Origin of the sequence: Burkholderia sp. MSHR3999 (genome assembly GCF_000833595.1) — a bacterium.
Taxonomy (GTDB): Bacteria; Pseudomonadota; Gammaproteobacteria; order Burkholderiales; family Burkholderiaceae; genus Burkholderia; species Burkholderia ubonensis.
On record NZ_JRFO01000007.1, the window covers coordinates 821,469 to 837,157 of the forward strand.

General features: G+C 61.7%; 13 protein-coding genes. 7 read left to right on the top strand and 6 right to left on the bottom strand.

Translation table 11 applies throughout. The features are described from left to right. Window positions 1–21: 21 nt before the first annotated feature. The 5 genes from KY49_RS27230 to KY49_RS27250 form a co-directional block, all read right to left on the bottom strand. Entirely contained in the window at window positions 22–633 is a 612-nt protein-coding gene (locus KY49_RS27230) for a PqiC family protein (protein WP_042587514.1), read from the bottom strand. After that, entirely contained in the window at window positions 630–2,255 is a 1,626-nt protein-coding gene (locus tag KY49_RS27235) for a PqiB family protein (protein ID WP_042587515.1), read from the bottom strand. Before KY49_RS27235 ends, KY49_RS27230 begins: the two co-directional genes overlap by 4 nt. Beyond that, on the bottom strand, window positions 2,248–2,904 hold the full coding sequence (locus KY49_RS27240) for a paraquat-inducible protein A (RefSeq protein WP_442854667.1): 657 nt from the start codon (window positions 2,902–2,904) through the stop codon (window positions 2,248–2,250). The genes KY49_RS27235 and KY49_RS27240 overlap by 8 nt, the downstream gene beginning before the upstream one ends. A gap of 59 nt (window positions 2,905–2,963) precedes the next feature. Continuing rightward, a complete protein-coding gene (locus KY49_RS27245) occupies window positions 2,964–3,620 on the bottom strand; it encodes a paraquat-inducible protein A (RefSeq protein WP_042587517.1) in 657 nt (218 codons plus the stop codon). A gap of 640 nt (window positions 3,621–4,260) precedes the next feature. Next, window positions 4,261–4,923 carry a DUF3313 domain-containing protein gene (locus KY49_RS27250; protein ID WP_042587518.1) on the bottom strand — a complete coding sequence of 221 codons (663 nt, stop codon included), beginning with the start codon at window positions 4,921–4,923 and terminating at the stop codon, window positions 4,261–4,263. A gap of 272 nt (window positions 4,924–5,195) precedes the next feature. On the opposite strand from KY49_RS27250, the gene KY49_RS27255 reads away from it, so the two are divergent. The 7 genes from KY49_RS27255 to KY49_RS27285 all read left to right on the top strand — a co-directional run bounded on the left by KY49_RS27255 (window position 5,196) and on the right by KY49_RS27285 (window position 14,105). After that, on the top strand, window positions 5,196–5,792 hold the full coding sequence (locus KY49_RS27255) for a TetR/AcrR family transcriptional regulator (RefSeq protein ID WP_042587519.1): 597 nt from the start codon (window positions 5,196–5,198) through the stop codon (window positions 5,790–5,792). 132 nt (window positions 5,793–5,924) lie between these two features. Beyond that, on the top strand, window positions 5,925–6,071 hold the full coding sequence (locus KY49_RS37750; protein ID WP_156162627.1) for a hypothetical protein: 147 nt from the start codon (window positions 5,925–5,927) through the stop codon (window positions 6,069–6,071). A gap of 2,066 nt (window positions 6,072–8,137) precedes the next feature. Further along, entirely contained in the window at window positions 8,138–9,043 is a 906-nt protein-coding gene (locus tag KY49_RS27265; protein ID WP_042587521.1) for a LysR family transcriptional regulator, read from the top strand. A 94-nt stretch (window positions 9,044–9,137) separates the two neighbouring features. Then, window positions 9,138–9,572, top strand: a complete 435-nt coding sequence (locus KY49_RS27270) for a MarR family winged helix-turn-helix transcriptional regulator (RefSeq protein ID WP_042587522.1) — start codon at window positions 9,138–9,140, stop codon at window positions 9,570–9,572. A gap of 146 nt (window positions 9,573–9,718) precedes the next feature. Further along, window positions 9,719–11,239, top strand: coding sequence for an efflux transporter outer membrane subunit (locus KY49_RS27275; RefSeq protein WP_042587523.1), 1,521 nt, complete (start codon window positions 9,719–9,721; stop codon window positions 11,237–11,239). A gap of 72 nt (window positions 11,240–11,311) precedes the next feature. After that, window positions 11,312–12,472: an HlyD family efflux transporter periplasmic adaptor subunit gene (locus tag KY49_RS27280; protein ID WP_042587524.1), complete on the top strand. Its 1,161-nt coding sequence runs from the start codon at window positions 11,312–11,314 to the stop codon at window positions 12,470–12,472. A 76-nt stretch (window positions 12,473–12,548) separates the two neighbouring features. Then, entirely contained in the window at window positions 12,549–14,105 is a 1,557-nt protein-coding gene (locus KY49_RS27285) for a DHA2 family efflux MFS transporter permease subunit (RefSeq protein ID WP_042588769.1), read from the top strand. A gap of 844 nt (window positions 14,106–14,949) precedes the next feature. Here KY49_RS27285 and KY49_RS27290 read toward each other — a convergent pair. Beyond that, the gene (locus KY49_RS27290; RefSeq protein ID WP_042587525.1) at window positions 14,950–15,672 is read right to left on the bottom strand and encodes a hypothetical protein; all 723 of its coding nucleotides are present in this window, start codon (window positions 15,670–15,672) and stop codon (window positions 14,950–14,952) included. Between the last annotated feature and the right edge of the window lie 17 nt (window positions 15,673–15,689).

Sequence of the window (15,689 nt, forward strand, 5' to 3'; positions counted from 1 at the left end):
CCGAACCATGCCGGATGGAATTCATGACTTCAGCGCACACACGGCCATCGCGATATCGGCGCCGGCCTGGGTGACGATCTGCTGGTAGGCGAGTACCAGGCTTCCCAGTTCTCCGGGAGCCGGCCGCTCCGCGTGCGTGCGGCCGGCCGTCAACTTACCATCGGATACGCGTTGCACGGTCCAGTTGATGACCGCGCCAGCGCGTATACCGAGTTCGGCATCCATGCTGACCACCGTGGCCGTGACGCGGTATTGCGGTTTCAATCCGGCGGGGTCCCGCTGGTAGACATCGACGGCGCCGAGACTCGACTGCAGCCGTTGCGACAACGCATCGCGCAACTCGTCGGGCAGCGGCGCCAGCCAGCGATCCTGTTCCAGCAGCTTGAAGGTGCCGTTGCGCTGATTCAGAATCAGATTGGCCCGATTGAGGCGTTCGGGTACGGCTACGGGGGCCACCTCGATCCATCGCGAGCCGGTGGCCGGCGCGGCGGCGCACTGCTCGACTGCCGCACGGCCCGCCGATACCTGCTCCAACGTGTAATAGCGCGGCTCGGGGGACGCGCAGCCGGTCAATATGGAGGCGCCGAGAGTCCAGCCGAGGGCCGTCGACACGAGGCTGGAGTGTCCGATCATGGTTGCTCCGAGTTCGTTTTGCCGCGCACGATTGCTTCCGGGTGGCGTTCCAGATAGTCGGTCAACGCGCGCAGCGAGGTGGCCGTGCGCGTCAGCTCCTGCATCATGCGGCGCGCGTCCTGCTGCGTCGGGGAATCCGTCGCGAGCATGGCGTCGGCCGACTGGAGCGTCTTCCGTGCGTCCCGCAGCGCGGCGTCGACCTGAGGCATGACATCGCCGTTGAGTTGCGTCACCAGCTTGTCCGCGTTGTTCATCACTTTGTTCAACGACGCCATTGAATTGCGCAAATCCCCCGCAATCTGATCGAACGGCACTTTGTCGACCTTGCTGACGATGTTGCCAAGTTTCGCCTGAAGTTCGTCGATGGTGCTGGGCGTGGTGGCCAGTTCGGGCAGTGGGCTGTCTATGTCGACTTTTACGGGCGGCGCATGCGGAAAGAAATCGAACGCCACGTACAGTTGGCCCGTGAGCAGGCTCGCGGTACGCAATTGAGCGCGCAGACCGCGTTTGGCCATGGTCTCGGCGATGCTCCGCGCGTTCTGCTTGTTGGCGAGATCGGCCCGGCTGAAACCCATGCGAGACGGGTAGAGTTCAATGACCACCGGCATGCGGAAGGTTTTGGCGTCGCGCTGGTATTCGATACCGATCGAGCGCACCTGGCCAACCACGATGCCGCGAAAATCGACCGGCGCGCCCGGGGCCAATCCGCGCAGCGACTGGTCGAAATTGAGCACCACCAGCGCGGGACTCGACTCGTCGGCGGGTTTCAGCGCCTCGGCCTGGTCGCTGGCGAGCGCGAACTGGGTGTCTTCGGCGGCGGCCACGCGACTCGCGGGATTGTCCGGCGTCTGGAAGGCGATGCCGCCTGACAGGATGGTGGCGAGCGACTGCGTGTTCACCTTGAGGCCGCCGCCGTCGAGCTTGACGTCGACGCCGCTGGCGTGCCAGAACAGCGTGTCGGCGGTGACCAGCTTGTCGTACGGTTTGTTGATGAACACCCGGAGAGACAGATCGCGTCCGTCGGGAGACAACTGGTAGGCCACCACCTGGCCCACGCGGACGCGCCGATAGTAGACCGGCGAGCCGATGTCGAGCGAGCCGAGGTCGGCGGCGTGCAACACGAACTGCTTGCCGGAGGTGTCGGAGGTCACCGCCGGCGGCACTTCCAGTCCGGTGAAGGAGCGGGTGTGCGCCTGCGACTTGCCCGCGTCGACGCCGATGTATGCGCCGGAAAGCAGGGTATCCAGGCCCGAAACGCCGGAGATGGCAAACCGGGGGCGCACGACCCAGAAGCGGGTGCCCATGGTCGCGAAATTTCCGGCATCGCCTGTCAGGGCGATGGTGGCGACGACATGAGAGTGATCCGGCGCAAGGTGCACGGCCGTGACCAGGCCGATGTCGACGGATTTGTAGCGCACCGGGGTTTTGCCTGGAACCAGACCTTCGGCGGAACGGAAGGTCACGGTTACCTCGGGGCCGCGCTCGACGAGGACATGGATCAGCAATGACAGCCCGATCACGGCGGCGACGATGGGAATCAGCCAGACAAGCGAGGGCAGCCAGCGTATTCGTCGGCGGATGTCGGGGAGCGTCGGAGAATGGGGCGAAGCGGGTTCAGTCATTATTTGTGTCCAGCGAGTCCCACAGCAGGCGGGGATCGAAGCTGTGAGAGGCCAGCATGGTGAGCACGACGACGCACGCGAAAGCCGGGAGCCCCGCTCCGGGTGTGACGGTGGCCAGTGCGCCGGCGCGGATCAGCGAGCTGAGCAGGGCGACGACAAAGACGTCGAGCATCGACCATCGGCCGATCGTTTCGATGAGGCGGTACAGCCGGGTTTGCTGCCGAATGCGCCATGTGGTGCGAAAGCGCACCGAGAGCAGCAGCAACGTCAAGGCCATCATCTTGAGCAGCGGCACCACCATGCTGGGAATCAGCACCAGGATGGCCAGCGCTTTCGAGCCGGAGACCCAGAAATAAACCACGCCGGAGAAAATGGTGGCGCTCGTTGTGCCGTCGACGGATCGCGTCACCATGATCGGCAGCAGGTTGGCCGGGACATGGAGAATCATGGCGGAGATCAGGAAAGCCCACGCGCGCGCCTGGCTGTCCTGTTTGCGGCTGTGCAGAGCAGCGCCGCAACGCGGACAACGTAGGCCTTCGAACGACTGTGGACTGAGCACGCCACAGGCGTGACAACACACCAAACGCATCGATGTGGTGGTGGGCACGACGGACAGCGGTGCATTTTCGTCGTCGAGCGGTTGGCGCATCACGTTGTCCGACAGCTGCGAGGGGCCGCCCCCGTCGGATGAGGCGGGCAAGAGCATGCTCATTGCTGTGGCGCCTCGTCCGCATACAGCCATAGACTGCGCGGATCGAATGCGAGAATGGTCGTCAGTACGCACACGAGCGCGCCGAATGACCAAAGCGCAAGGCCCGGCAGTAGATGGGCCGTGCTGGAGATCTTGGCCAGCGTCACCAGCACGCCGAGCATAAAGACTTCGATCATGCCCCACAGTCGTGCCTGTCTGATGCCGCGCACCACGTGCGCGAAACCCGGCGGCACACAGCGTAGAGACATCGGCAGCAACAGGTAGAGCATCATCAGCATCTCGGCCAGGGGAAACAGGACCGTTGTGGCGAACATCACAACGGACATCATCGGCATGTCATCCGAGAAGAGTGCCTCTACCGTGCCCCAAAGCGTCGCCTGCATGCGCATGCCTCTGATATCCAGTTCGACGATCGGAAAGGCAACGGAGACCACGAACAAGATCAGCGCGGTCAGCACGAGGGGCAATAGCCGGAGATAGGCGAGCGTGCTCTCTCGGTACAGCAACCCGCCGCAACGCAGGCAGAGAGCACAAGCACCTTCCACGAGCTGCACACGCAGATAGACAGCCGAGCAGTATTCGCAGGCAATCAGGCTCGAAAGACAAGCGGACGCGTGGCCGGCGGCGTGGTATTTCGGGTCGTGCTTCGTCATGGTTTCAATCTCGAAGACAATTCACTGCGGCTTCAGGCGACCACGGAATCACAAGTTCCCGCTGACAATGTCGCGCACGCCTTTTGCAATCCGGAAAATTCGCTTGCTGGCGCCGCCTACATATCGCAAGAGGTGTTCGATCTGACACGGCGCGGTTGCATGCTTCCGGTCCGGACGGGCCGTGTCATCGTGCTTTGACATATACGGTCCGGGAGTCTCGGTCTGACCGACATCTTGCGAGGACGTTAGGCGCGGAAAACGTGTCATGTGTCAACTTTTCGAGCTGGCTGGCTATTACGGAAAGGCATCAAGCATTCGGGGTGACGCTCAAAATAAGCGTGATGTATGCAAGTGAAGCGAACACCCCAGCCAGTGTTCCGAACACGTCCCTGGACGCAGCGCCGCGCCAGCAATGGACCGGAATTCCTACCACCAGGTACGCAAGCGCAAAGACAAGGGTAACGATCAAAGGGGGAGGGCCGAGCGTGACAACCATGTGTAAAAATTGGTCCATTCGTACTCCACAATGCGTTCTCGAGCATCGTCGTTACATGCGCGTATCCTCCGTTGCCCATGATTTATTGATATGGACAACAGAAAATATGCGTTCCGATAGAAAAATCATCCGAGCATCGGATCGTCAGCGCAGTCGCTCCACCAAGGCGTCTGCCCCCTTGTCGAGGCCGGTCTTCGCGGCACTCAACGAACCGAAGGCCGCGGGCAAGTTCATCGCATTCGGATATTGCTTCGAGACGTAGGCTTCCAGCAGGCGGCCGGTGCTGCCGTCATGGATTTCCACCGCATAAGAGACCGAGCCGCTGAATGCGCCCTGGCCTCCACGCACCGCCTGTACGCCGTTATAGAGGTTGCCTGCAATGTCGAAGTGCATGAACTGGCCGACGACCGGCTTGGTCTTTTCGGCGCCAGTGAGCGTCAGGTTGATACGCAGGGTATTCGGGCCTGCCTGTCGCGTAACGTTGAATCGCTTCGACAGTTTTTCCGAGAACGTCTTGCTCATGTAGTCGGCGAGCTCCATTTTGTCTGCGTCCTTCATGTCGCCAAACTGGTTGTCGCTGCCCCGATAGACAGTGACCGGGTCCAGTACGACCTTGGAGTATTGGGACCAGGTTACCGGTGTGTCATACCTGTAGGGCACCTTGGACGAGTCGTCATTCCGGTTCTGTTTCAATTGCGACGAGGACGCGACGCCCGAGTACGGAACGGGCTGTACGCTCGTGCATGCTGCCATGGTGAGCATTGCGGCGCCGGCCAGGAGAAATGAGGCGCTGTTGCGAACGGACATTTTGTATTCCTTAAGAGATGGGTTGATTTGGGGGCGGAGTGACATGCTCGCAGTGACATGAGCCGACGGACCGGATGGTAGCGCAGCGGGAAATAAATGTAAACCGTCTATCCGGTCTGTAAAAATTCGGAAGAGGCCAGTACAATGTCGACTCCGTTCGTGGACGCCATGCTTCTCGGTCATGCAGGTTGCTGCGCCTCTCGGCAGGCGGTGCGCGATCGGCGCCCCGGCTATGGCGCCGGCACGGCGTCACAACGTCATCAGCATCGAAAATGGATAACCGAACCCGTTCAGAGATTTCTCGCCGGAAGGCGATTGAGGCAGCGCTAGTCATCCTCGAGCGGGATGGCATTGGCGGACTTACGTTCGATTCGTTGTCGCGTGAAAGCGGTATCAGCAAGGGCGGGTTGCTGCATCAATTCCGCAACAGGCATGGCGTGCTCCACGCCCTGCTGGAACATCAGGAGCGGCAGTTCGAGCAGATAGCGGCCGACTACTTGGCGAAAGAGGGCCAATCGAAGAAGGAACCCAACCTGGCCGCCGAGATAGCTATCTATCGGGAAGCCATCGATCAGCCGAATTCCGTGGCGAGGGCCGCTCTTGCGGCGCTTGTCGATAGTCCGAGCTTGCTTGAAAACCGGACGTCGACTGCCTTGGCGAGAATGCAGGCGCTGAGTGACGAGGCGGCCGATCTCGATTTATCTCTGTTGCGGTATTTTGCTGCGAGCGGTATTGCGTTCCACTCTCTGCTGGGGCTTACACCGTTGGATGAGAAGATGCGGAACAGACTCTTCGATCGTCTTCAAGACGAGCAAAGCTGGCGAGGTTTTCAGTCAGAACTGGCATCGAAGCGGAACAATCGAAAGTGATCTGTTCACGAAGCACTGTGATACGGACTATGGCCCCGAGTTTACGAGCCGTGCGCGCGACCGATGGGCTACGCCAATCCTATCGTTGGGAGGATCGCGCCAGAGAGACATGGATTGATCACGCGGGCTGATATGGTGCCGATCTATCGCCGCGAGCGCGAGCGCCGATTTGCTGGTCACGCCGCGGCGACCACCATGTTTATCGTGGCGGGACTTGCCGAGCCGGATCTGCTTGTGGAGATTCAGGCGGTGGCGGCACGGCAAGAGGATATGCGTTGATGCGTCTTCCCGAACGGGACGACACGATGCATGCGAAAGTTTCGCCCACTGTCGTAGAGCAACTTGAATCAACACTGTTTCGGCGTTCAGAAGGAAGGCCACACCTCGAGGTGCATCATCGCCGACATTCGGAGGACGGCGGCAAAAACAGCGCTAAGAATTCAACGGTCGCGTCGCTGCAGAACCGAAATTCACTGTCGCGTCCAGTTCCTGACATCGGGATGAACGCGCCAGCGAGATAGGAAAACTTATCTGTCTATCGCTAGGGTTCACAAACCGCTGTGGACTATTTTTGCCCCATCTGTGGGATCTTGCCGTTTCGCAAGCCGAGTGCTCCTACTGTCGAGGAAGCATCAAACGGCATGGCACCCTTCGATGGCTGGGCCGTGAACACTCGTTGCCTCGAGCGTTTCGATCCATTTGGTGTACCAGTGAGGAGAGTGAGGGGACGTGCACCTATTATCGGATCATTGGCATGAGGCGCTTCTTGTAGCCATCTGGCAGGTGGGTTCTTTTTTGTCTTGAGTGTACCGGCTTTCAATGCCAGTAGAAATGGGAGTCTTTGGCCCTGTAACATTTTCTGCCAAGCGGGAGCGAACAAGGCTACCGCGCTCGTCGGCTCGCCTTTCACGTTTCTGATCGTCGCGGCAGATGGTCGCTGTATGGGTCGCGAGTTGGATCGGCAACTTATTCGGCGCGCTGACGCTCCCGGCCGTCCTGTATGCGGCTGGCAGTGGCGTGCTGCTGACCGACGGTTCCCCGGCGTGCTTTTAGGCGGTCGAACTCAAGGTGACGGCGCCGGCCATCTCGTTATTCGTGAAGGGCCTGCTGTGTAATTGGATCGTCTGGCTGGCCGTCTGGATCGCGGCCAGAACGTCAACGAAGGCACGACGCCCGGGCTGATCTTCTGGCCCATCTTCGCGTTTGTAGCCAGCGGATTCGCATATAGTGTCACAAACATTCGTCCTTTCCCTGGCGCTCATCGCTTCTCGTCCCGAGGACATCAGGCTCGCGGGCGCCATCCACAGAGAAACCTTCGTGACGCTCGGGAGTCAGGCCATAATTATTTCTCTCGTCGGACCGCATGCCGGCATCGTGGTGGCTCGTCGGGAGCGTCCCGAGCGCAACCGAGCGAGGGCGCTGTTCAGGTATTTTGGCGGAAACTGCTCGCATCCTTTGCGGTTAGGGCGTTGCCGCCGATATCGGAATGCCGCTGAGCCAAATGTCCATATCAATAATGGGTAGGATTGTGGGTAGGGGGCTATCTGCGCCTGCGGGAGTCTTACCTGGCGGGTTTCCGCGAGCGATGGTCGTAGTTTGCTGCCTTCCGCCACATGGGCCTTCCGGGCCCTTCCGGGTTCTTCCGTTGATGTCCTGTAGATCGCTGATTTTAAAGTGATTTGTGGGTAACGACGTGCTTGCGGCTACCGTTGACGTCCCGCACAACTTCCTCACGAAGTATGGGTAGCGATGTGGGCTAGGGTTACGCGCCCCCGACTCGGTGACAACCTGGTTCGCAGCGGAAAATTTCTGATCCGCAAGCGCTGCGGGTCTCTTAGTCGGCTGAGATTGGCGAAGTGACATCTCTCATTCGCACCCGGTGACGACTTTTATTTCGGTCTACGGACCGCTGGGAAACAGAGCACGTCATTGCGGCTCAGTCGTGCTGCAGAACACGCCCATATCGAAACGATAGTGTCAATAAGGCGTTCGCTGAACCCTTACTTTGGTGCCGTGGGCCTCGCCTCGCGCAAGCGTAGCGGTTCCAGCAACTGCCGTCCCGTGCAGCACGCCGCTGGCTGGACGCGACCTCATGCACGACACGTTGCAGTCGCTCGGCCTAGGCAGCGAATTGGCGGACTGCACGGGGATTGCGGCACCCGCGGGTCCGTGACGTTTCCTGTTGCGAGAGGTAGAACAACGGAATCTTCAGCTTGTCCGTGCTTCAGCCACTTGAAAGTGCCGTCGCGGCGGCGTGACATCACGCGTAGTCACATGTTCGGGCGAAAGGCGCATTGGGCGTGCCATTATAGCGTCTGCCTTCTACCCGTTCTCGAGATGCGGCCATGGATTACATCGAAAGCATGCGCATTTTTCGCACCGTGGTCGAACTGAAGAGCTTCGCCCGTGCCGCCGATCATCACGGCATGGCGCCGCCAGCGGTGTCGCGGACGATTGCGGCGCTCGAGCAGCGAATGGGATGCCGGCTGTTGAATCGAACGACGCGCCGGCTCTCGTTGACGGAAGCGGCGGAGCGCTTCTACGAAAGCTGCGTGCGTATTCTGGAAGAGGTGGATGCGGTCGAGGCGGAAGTCGTGAATCAGACACGGGAACCACAGGGCGTGTTGCGGCTGGTTGCGCATGCGACCGCGACGATCCAGCGGCTCGTGCCGCTTATAGCAGGATTCAAACGGGCTCATCCGAAGGTCGCGCTGGACATTACGCTGACGGAGCGACCGGTCGATCTGGTGGGTGAAGGGTACGATCTCGCAATCGTCGTACCTTTCATGCTGATCAGCGAAACGACGGTGGTCCGCGTGCTCGACCGGATTCCGATGGTGATTGTCGCGACACCCGAATATTTGAAAACCGCATCGACGCCCGTGCAGCCATTGGATCTGGCATCGCATCGTTTCGTGCCGCTGTCGCCGTCGATCCGCCGGCCGGACCTCCGTTTTCGCATCGACGGGCAGGAACTCACAATTCCGCTGAGTTTCGACGTGTCGTCCAACAGCCCCGCGTTCAACCGCGAGATGGTCTTGCAGGGAATGGGCATCGGCATCGCGCCGGTGGCGCTGGTCGAAAACGACCTGACCTCCGGCAAGTTGCTGCGCTTGCTTGCCGATTTTCCCTTAGTCGACGAGAGCATCGAGCTTCAACTTGCTTACAGTAACCGGACGTTGCTACCGGCCAAGGTACGCGCCTTCATCGATTACGCGGTGGGTTTCTTCGACACGTCTAGAGCGCCGTAAGCCGCCGTCCGCCGGCCATTCCTGCGTAAAACGGCAACAGTCTGATAACCCTCCCGCCATCGTGCTGCAGCGGACCGGCGACTACGCTGTGCGCATGCACTCGATCGACCTTCTTGACGACGACTGTTTCGCGCTTCGCCAGGCTTCGCGACATATCTCGAAGCTTTACGAGCACCACCTGTCGGCCGTCGACATCACGCCCACGCAGTTCACCATCCTGGGCACGCTTGTTGTCAGCGATGGCCTGACCATGGCCGACCTCGCGAAAGCGATGGTGATGGACAGAACAACGCTGGTGCGGGCGCTCCAGCCGTTGCTGCGGCGCGGCCTGGTGGCTACGTCCGCCGACAGGAAGCGCCAGCGTCGGCTTCAGGTCGTATTGACCGCACATGGCTCGCAAAAGCTCGATGACGCGGCCGTTCACTGGGCGGCTGCGCAGGCGAGTTTCGAACGCGAATTCGGATCGCAGCAGGCGGCTCATCTGCGCAGCGAACTGTTTCGCATGACGCGCGACACGTCTGACAGTTAGCCGTCCCGGCAACTCATTCATGCAGTTCCAGACATTGATGCGCGAACGCTGGCTGGTCAACATGTGCATATGCACTGAAAGGACATGTGCACCGAACGGACATGCGATGGATTGATGACTCACGGTGACTCAAGGGAAAAATGGAAATGGAAACGACGACGTATCACTCGCTCTCTCGGCTTCGGTCGGGTATTCGTACGGGATGGATTGCCGCCGCGGCCCTGGCGTTTAGCCTGGCTGGTTGCGTGAACTACGCGGGCATCCACAGCGACAAGGAGATGGCGCCCCCGACGCAGTTCGCGTCGCAACAGAGCCTGCCGTCCGAAGGCGGCAAGTGGCCGGCAATGAGCTGGGCGAGCCAGTTCGGCGACCCTCAACTGACGGCGCTGATCGATGAAGCGCTGCGCGGCAATCCGACGATCGACCAGGCACGCGCCCGAATCGAGAAGGCGTCGGCGTACATCGGCACCGCCAAATCCGCGCTTTATCCGAATGCGAACGGCAGCTATACGTGGACGCGTCAGCGCTACACCGAAAACGGCATCGTGCCACCGCCGTACGGTGGCTCGTGGCAGAGCGAGAACAGCCTGCTGGCAAGCGTGTCGTGGGATCTCGACCTGTGGGGCAAGAACCGCGAGCGGCTGCGCCAGGCCGTCTCCGAGCAAAAGGTCGCGGACGCGGAAGCCGAGGAGGTGCGCATCACGCTCGCCGCATCGGTTGCGAGCACATACAACCGGTTGGCGCTGCTCTATGCGCTGCGCGACATCCAGGTTCGCGAAGTGTCGAACCGTGAAGCGATTGCCCGGATCACGGAAGGCCGCGTCAGCGCCGGGCTCGACAGCAACGTGGAGCGGCAGACCGCCTACGGCGAAACTGCGACGAGCCGGTCCAGCGTCAGCGATCTCGACGGACAGATCAAGACGGTTCGCTACCAGTTGGGCGCGCTGCTCGGCGCGGGCCCGGATCGCGGTCTGCAAATCGCCAAGCCGGCGCTGCACGGCGGCGACGTCGTCGCACTGCCCGACAACCTGCCGGCCGACCTGCTGTCGCGCCGGCCGGACATCGTCGCAGCTTACTGGAAGGTCGACGCTGCCGTTCACGACGTGAAGGAAGCGAAGGCCGAGTTTTACCCGGACGTCAACCTGTCGCTGGCCGCGGGACTCGACGCGTTCGGTTGGGGGCGTTTCCTCACGGCGGGCAGCCGGCAGCTTCAGGCAGCGCCGGCCATTCACCTCCCGATATTCGATGCCGGTGCGCTGCGCGCCCAACTGAAAGGCCGCTACGCGGACTTCGACTACGACGTCGCCGCCTACAACCAAACGTTGATCAACGCGCTGTCCGACGTCGCCACGCAGGTCACGCAGATCCGCTCCACCGATCTCCAGCTCGTCGATGCGCGCAAGGCGCTGGACGCGCAAAGCACCGCCTATCAGTTGGCTGTCGTCCGGTACCGGTCGGGGCTCAACCAGCAACTGCAGGTGCTGAATGCGGACGACAACCGGCTAGCGGCCGAGACTGCCGTGGTGAATCTCGAGATGGGGCGGCGCGGCCAGCAAATCGCGCTGATCAAGGCGCTCGGCGGCGGCTTCGATGCATCGCAGGCCGGCCTTGCGGCAACCGCCGAAACGCCGATTCCCGCGCCGGTCCACCTCGCGCCGACGAACTGATCGATTGCGTCGGCGCATGAATTACGCGCCGAACGGAAGACCTTGAAACATCAAAACTGACTGGAGCCACTCATGAACACCCCCGAATCACAATCGACCGACGAAGCACCGAAGAACCCTGGCAAACGCAAGGCGCTGCTCGCACTGGTGGCCGCGTCCCTCGGGATCGCCGGTGCCGCCTACGGTGCGTACTACTTCTTCGATGCGCGCTACCACGTCGAAACTGACGACGCGTATGTCAACGGCAACGTCGTGCAGATCACACCGCAGGTATCGGGCACCGTCATCGCGGTCAACGCGGACAACACGCAGGTCGTGAAGGCGGGCGAGCCGCTCGTGCAGATCGATCCCGCGGACGCGAAGATCGCGCTGCAACAGGCCGAGGCGAACCTCGGCCAGACCGTGCGCAAGGTTCACGGTCTCTATGTCGATGACGACAAGTACCGCGCGAACATCGCCGAGCGCCAGTCCGATCTCGCGAGGGCGCAGGACGACCTGCGACGCCGCCAGGCGACCGGCATGACGGGTGCCGTGTCGGAAGAAGAAATCTCGCATGCGCGGGATGCCGTGCGGTCCGCTCAGGCCGCGCTCGATGCCGCGAAACAGCAGCTCGGCTCGAACCGCGCGCTGACGTCGAATACGACCGTCGACCAGCATCCGGACGTGATGGCGAGTGCCGCACGGGTTCGCGACGCATATCTGGCTTATTCCCGCACGACGCTGCCGGCGCCGGTTGCCGGCTACGTCGCGCAGCGATCGGTCCAGGTCGGCCAGCGCGTGTCGCCCGGCACGGCACTGATGTCGGTCGTGCCGCTGAACCAGGTGTGGGTCGATGCGAACTTCAAGGAGTGGCAACTGCGTCACATTCGCGTCGGCCAGCCCGTCGAACTGATTGCCGATGTCTACGGATCGTCGACGGTCTACCACGGCAAGGTAGTGGGCTTCACGCCGGGCACCGGATCAGCGCTCGCGCTGCTGCCGGCGCAGAACGCGACGGGCAACTGGATCAAGGTCGTCCAGCGGCTGCCGGTGCGGATCGAGATTCCGGCCGCTGAACTGGAAAGGCATCCGTTGCGCGTGGGGTTGTCGATGAATGTCGACGCCAATGTGAAGGACCAGGGGGGAGCGGCTCCGGAAGCCGACCCGCCGTCGGTCTACAAGACTGACGTGTTCGCGAAATACGGTGACAAGGCCGATGCCGCGATCGCCGACATCATTGCCGCCAACAAATGACTTCCGTCGCAGGCGAGCTGGCGCGCAGCACGTCGCGCGTCCGCTTCGCCGGACCTACCGTAACCGGATGATCGCCATGACCGCCAACCAATCGAATCCTCCTCCGCTGACGGGGATGCCACTCGCACTGGGCTCGTTGAGCGTAGGCCTTGCGGGTTTCATGACCGTCCTCGATTCATCAATCGCCAACGTGGCGATTCCCACCATCTCGGGCAACCTCGGCGTGTCGGTCGACGAGGGCACCTGGGTCATCACCGTCTTTGCCGCCGCGAATTCCATCGCGATTCCGCTGACCGGCTGGCTCACGCAGCGGCTGGGGCAGGTGAGACTGTTCGTCGGATCGATCCTGCTCTTTGTGCTTGCGTCCTGGCTGTGCGGCATCGCGCCGTCGCTGCCGTTCCTGCTGGGTGCGCGTGTGCTGCAGGGCCTCGTGGCCGGGCCGCTGATCCCGATGTCGCAGGCGCTGTTGCTCAGCTCGTGGCCGAAGGCGAAATCCTCACTCGCGCTCTCGCTGTTCTCGATGATCGTTGTAACCGGGCCGATCGTCGGACCGTCGCTCGGGGGCTGGGTCACGGACAGCTACGCGTGGTCGTGGATTTTCTACATCAATATTCCGGTCGGCCTGTTCGCGGCCGCAATGGTCTGGTTCCTCTATCGCAAGCGTGATACACCTACGCGGAAATTGCCGATTGATTTCGTGGGGCTGACGTTGCTGATCGTCTGGGTCGCGTCGCTCCAGGTGATGCTCGACAAGGGCAAGGACCTCGACTGGTTCTCCTCGAACACGATCGTCATCCTGACCATTGTCGCGGTCGTGGGCCTGGTGCTCTTCATCATCTGGGAACTGACCGACAAGAATCCGATCGTCGATCTGACGCTCTTCAAGCAGCGCAACTTCCTCGGCGGCACGATTTCGATCGCGGTAGCCTACGGCATCTTCTTCGGCACGCTGGTGCTGCTGCCCCAGTGGATGCAGGAATACCTTGGCTACCGGGCCGTCGACTCGGGGCTCGCCACGGCACCGCTCGGCATTTTCGCGGTTATCGGCGCGCCGATCATGGGCAAGATCCTGCCGCGCTCGGATGCACGCATCATCGGCACGCTCGCGTTCGTGGGCTTCGCGGTCGTCTACTACATGCGCACGTTCTTCTTCACGGACATCAGCGAGGGCTACATCATCCTGCCCACGTTACTGCAGGGCATCCCGATGGCATTGTTCTTCGCACCGCTGACAGTGATCATCCTGTCGGGCCAGCCGCCAGAAAAGGTGCCGGCCGCGGCAGGCCTGTCGACCTTCGCACGCATGTTCTTCGGCGGCATCGGTACGTCGCTGGCCGGTGTCGTGTGGAACAACCGGACGATCATGCACCACGAAATCCTGACGCAGCAATCGAGCCCGACCAACCCGATCTTCAATGCCCAGATGGATCGCTACCATTCGCTGCTCGGGCTGGGACAGGGGTCGTCGTACGCGCTGTTCGACCACTTGGTACAGACGCAGTCCGCGATGCTCGGCCTGAACGATGTGTTCTACGGTGCGGCGGTCGTGATGATCATCATCATTCCGCTCATCTGGATCACCAAGCCGGGCAAGTCGGGAGGATCGAGTGACGCGGCGGCGGCCGCGCACTGATCGAACGCCGACGCACCGGAAGGCCGTGCCCGATTCAGAGCGCGGCCTTTTTGCGTCAATCGCAACGGGCAATGCGCCGCCTGCGCCGATGTCGGCTCACTGCATATCATGCCGCCGTTCGATTTCGTTGCCGATCCGCCGTCGCGCGTACCGACAAGCTCGCCTTTCGGGGTGGTGATGTCGAAAGTCGTCGCCGACGCACGTTGCGTCAGCAGCGAAAGCCGGCCATGCCGGATCGGCGGTTCAGCGATGACTGTCGGCGGCACAATCCGCGGATTCCCAACGGACTGGCCGCCATCACGACCGTGCCTGTAATCGGTCGGCGAATCTCGGGTATGAGTCAGGGCTCATCGTGGCGAAAGCGACTGCGTCAGCCACCGGCCGCGATCGCGTTGCGTGCTGCCCGTCCGAAATCGACCACGGTGCGACGGATCTCGTCCTTGTCCATGGGACGCGGGACGACAGTGTCCTTGCGGCCGGAGGCGGTGATGTCCTGCTGCTACGGATTGACCGCGGGCGCCGAAAGCGGCGCCTTTCCTCCATGGAAATCTGGATGCCCGAGCGAGCCGGTATGCCAGAGTTGCGCAACGATCCCGCCGCCCGCGCGATGCGCGGTATCCGTTACCATGCGCCAGCCGCAGAACTGCGTATCGTTCCACAGGCCGGGAACGTCCGTCCATCCGAAACCGTCGTTGGTTCCGAAGATTGTTCGCGAACGTTTCCTGTCAAATTTGAAGTGTGCGCGGCAGGCCGCTGCCGCGAGCCCGGTTCATCGAAACGGACGGCGGCCGCCGCACACGTGCGGGGGTTACGAAGACGCGCTGCCGTGTCGATGCGATGCGTGCTACTCGGTGTGGAATTTGACGTCGCGGAAGTCGATGGACACCAGCAAGGGTACGTCGACCTTTTGTCCAGAATCGTCGTAGGCAAAAACTCGGCGTGACATCGGCACCATGACACCGCCAACGTTGCGGTAGTCGGACGCATAGTTCGCGCCCCGCGCGCCGCCCATCACGTCCACCGTATAGTCGTGACGGCGCAGCAGCCCGTCTTCACCGAAATAGGAAATCTGCTCGCGAGCGTGGCTCGCGATCGAATCCGGGAACGTGACCTTCAGGCGTCGCCACACTTCGCCGTTCTCTATCCACTCGGACAATTCCTCGGTCTGGAAGCCGGGAAGCGTATAGAGAAACGGAATGGTCAGATAGGTCCAGAGCGCGTAGCCGGTAAAGTACAGCGCATGCAGGCGGTCCCATGGGGTTTCCTGGGTATGACCGCCATACGCCGTTCGTGGTGCGCGGCGCGCCTGCGTAGCGTGCGCATCGAGCGCATCGATATGGACCATGCCCGGCGTGAACGTGCCTTGCCAGCCGCCGGCCTGCGACGTGATCACGACGTGCTGCTGGCGCAGATCGGCAATTGCCTCGATATTCCGGAACATGTCAGGCTGGCCTTTCAGGTGCCAGACAGCTCCGTCGATATCGAGTACAGCCGATGCTTGACGAAGCTTCGCCCAGTTGTCGATGCCGCCGTGCGCCCGCACGGCCCGCTCGAGTAGTGTGCTCATTGCGTCCTCTTCATGGT

Bases quoted from the DNA above. Each gene is read 5' to 3' on its own strand.
- KY49_RS27230 (WP_042587514.1), bottom strand. From the start codon at position 633: ATGATCGGACACTCCAGCCTCGTGTCGACGGCCCTCGGCTGGACTCTC.
- KY49_RS27235 (WP_042587515.1), bottom strand. From the start codon at position 2,255: ATGACTGAACCCGCTTCGCCCCATTCTCCGACGCTCCCCGACATCCGC.
- KY49_RS27240 (WP_442854667.1), bottom strand. From the start codon at position 2,904: ATGCGCCAACCGCTCGACGACGAAAATGCACCGCTGTCCGTCGTGCCC.
- KY49_RS27245 (WP_042587517.1), bottom strand. From the start codon at position 3,620: ATGACGAAGCACGACCCGAAATACCACGCCGCCGGCCACGCGTCCGCT.
- KY49_RS27250 (WP_042587518.1), bottom strand. From the start codon at position 4,923: ATGTCCGTTCGCAACAGCGCCTCATTTCTCCTGGCCGGCGCCGCAATG.
- KY49_RS27255 (WP_042587519.1), top strand. From the start codon at position 5,196: ATGGATAACCGAACCCGTTCAGAGATTTCTCGCCGGAAGGCGATTGAG.
- KY49_RS37750 (WP_156162627.1), top strand. From the start codon at position 5,925: ATGGTGCCGATCTATCGCCGCGAGCGCGAGCGCCGATTTGCTGGTCAC.
- KY49_RS27265 (WP_042587521.1), top strand. From the start codon at position 8,138: ATGGATTACATCGAAAGCATGCGCATTTTTCGCACCGTGGTCGAACTG.
- KY49_RS27270 (WP_042587522.1), top strand. From the start codon at position 9,138: ATGCACTCGATCGACCTTCTTGACGACGACTGTTTCGCGCTTCGCCAG.
- KY49_RS27275 (WP_042587523.1), top strand. From the start codon at position 9,719: ATGGAAACGACGACGTATCACTCGCTCTCTCGGCTTCGGTCGGGTATT.
- KY49_RS27280 (WP_042587524.1), top strand. From the start codon at position 11,312: ATGAACACCCCCGAATCACAATCGACCGACGAAGCACCGAAGAACCCT.
- KY49_RS27285 (WP_042588769.1), top strand. From the start codon at position 12,549: ATGACCGCCAACCAATCGAATCCTCCTCCGCTGACGGGGATGCCACTC.
- KY49_RS27290 (WP_042587525.1), bottom strand. From the start codon at position 15,672: ATGAGCACACTACTCGAGCGGGCCGTGCGGGCGCACGGCGGCATCGAC.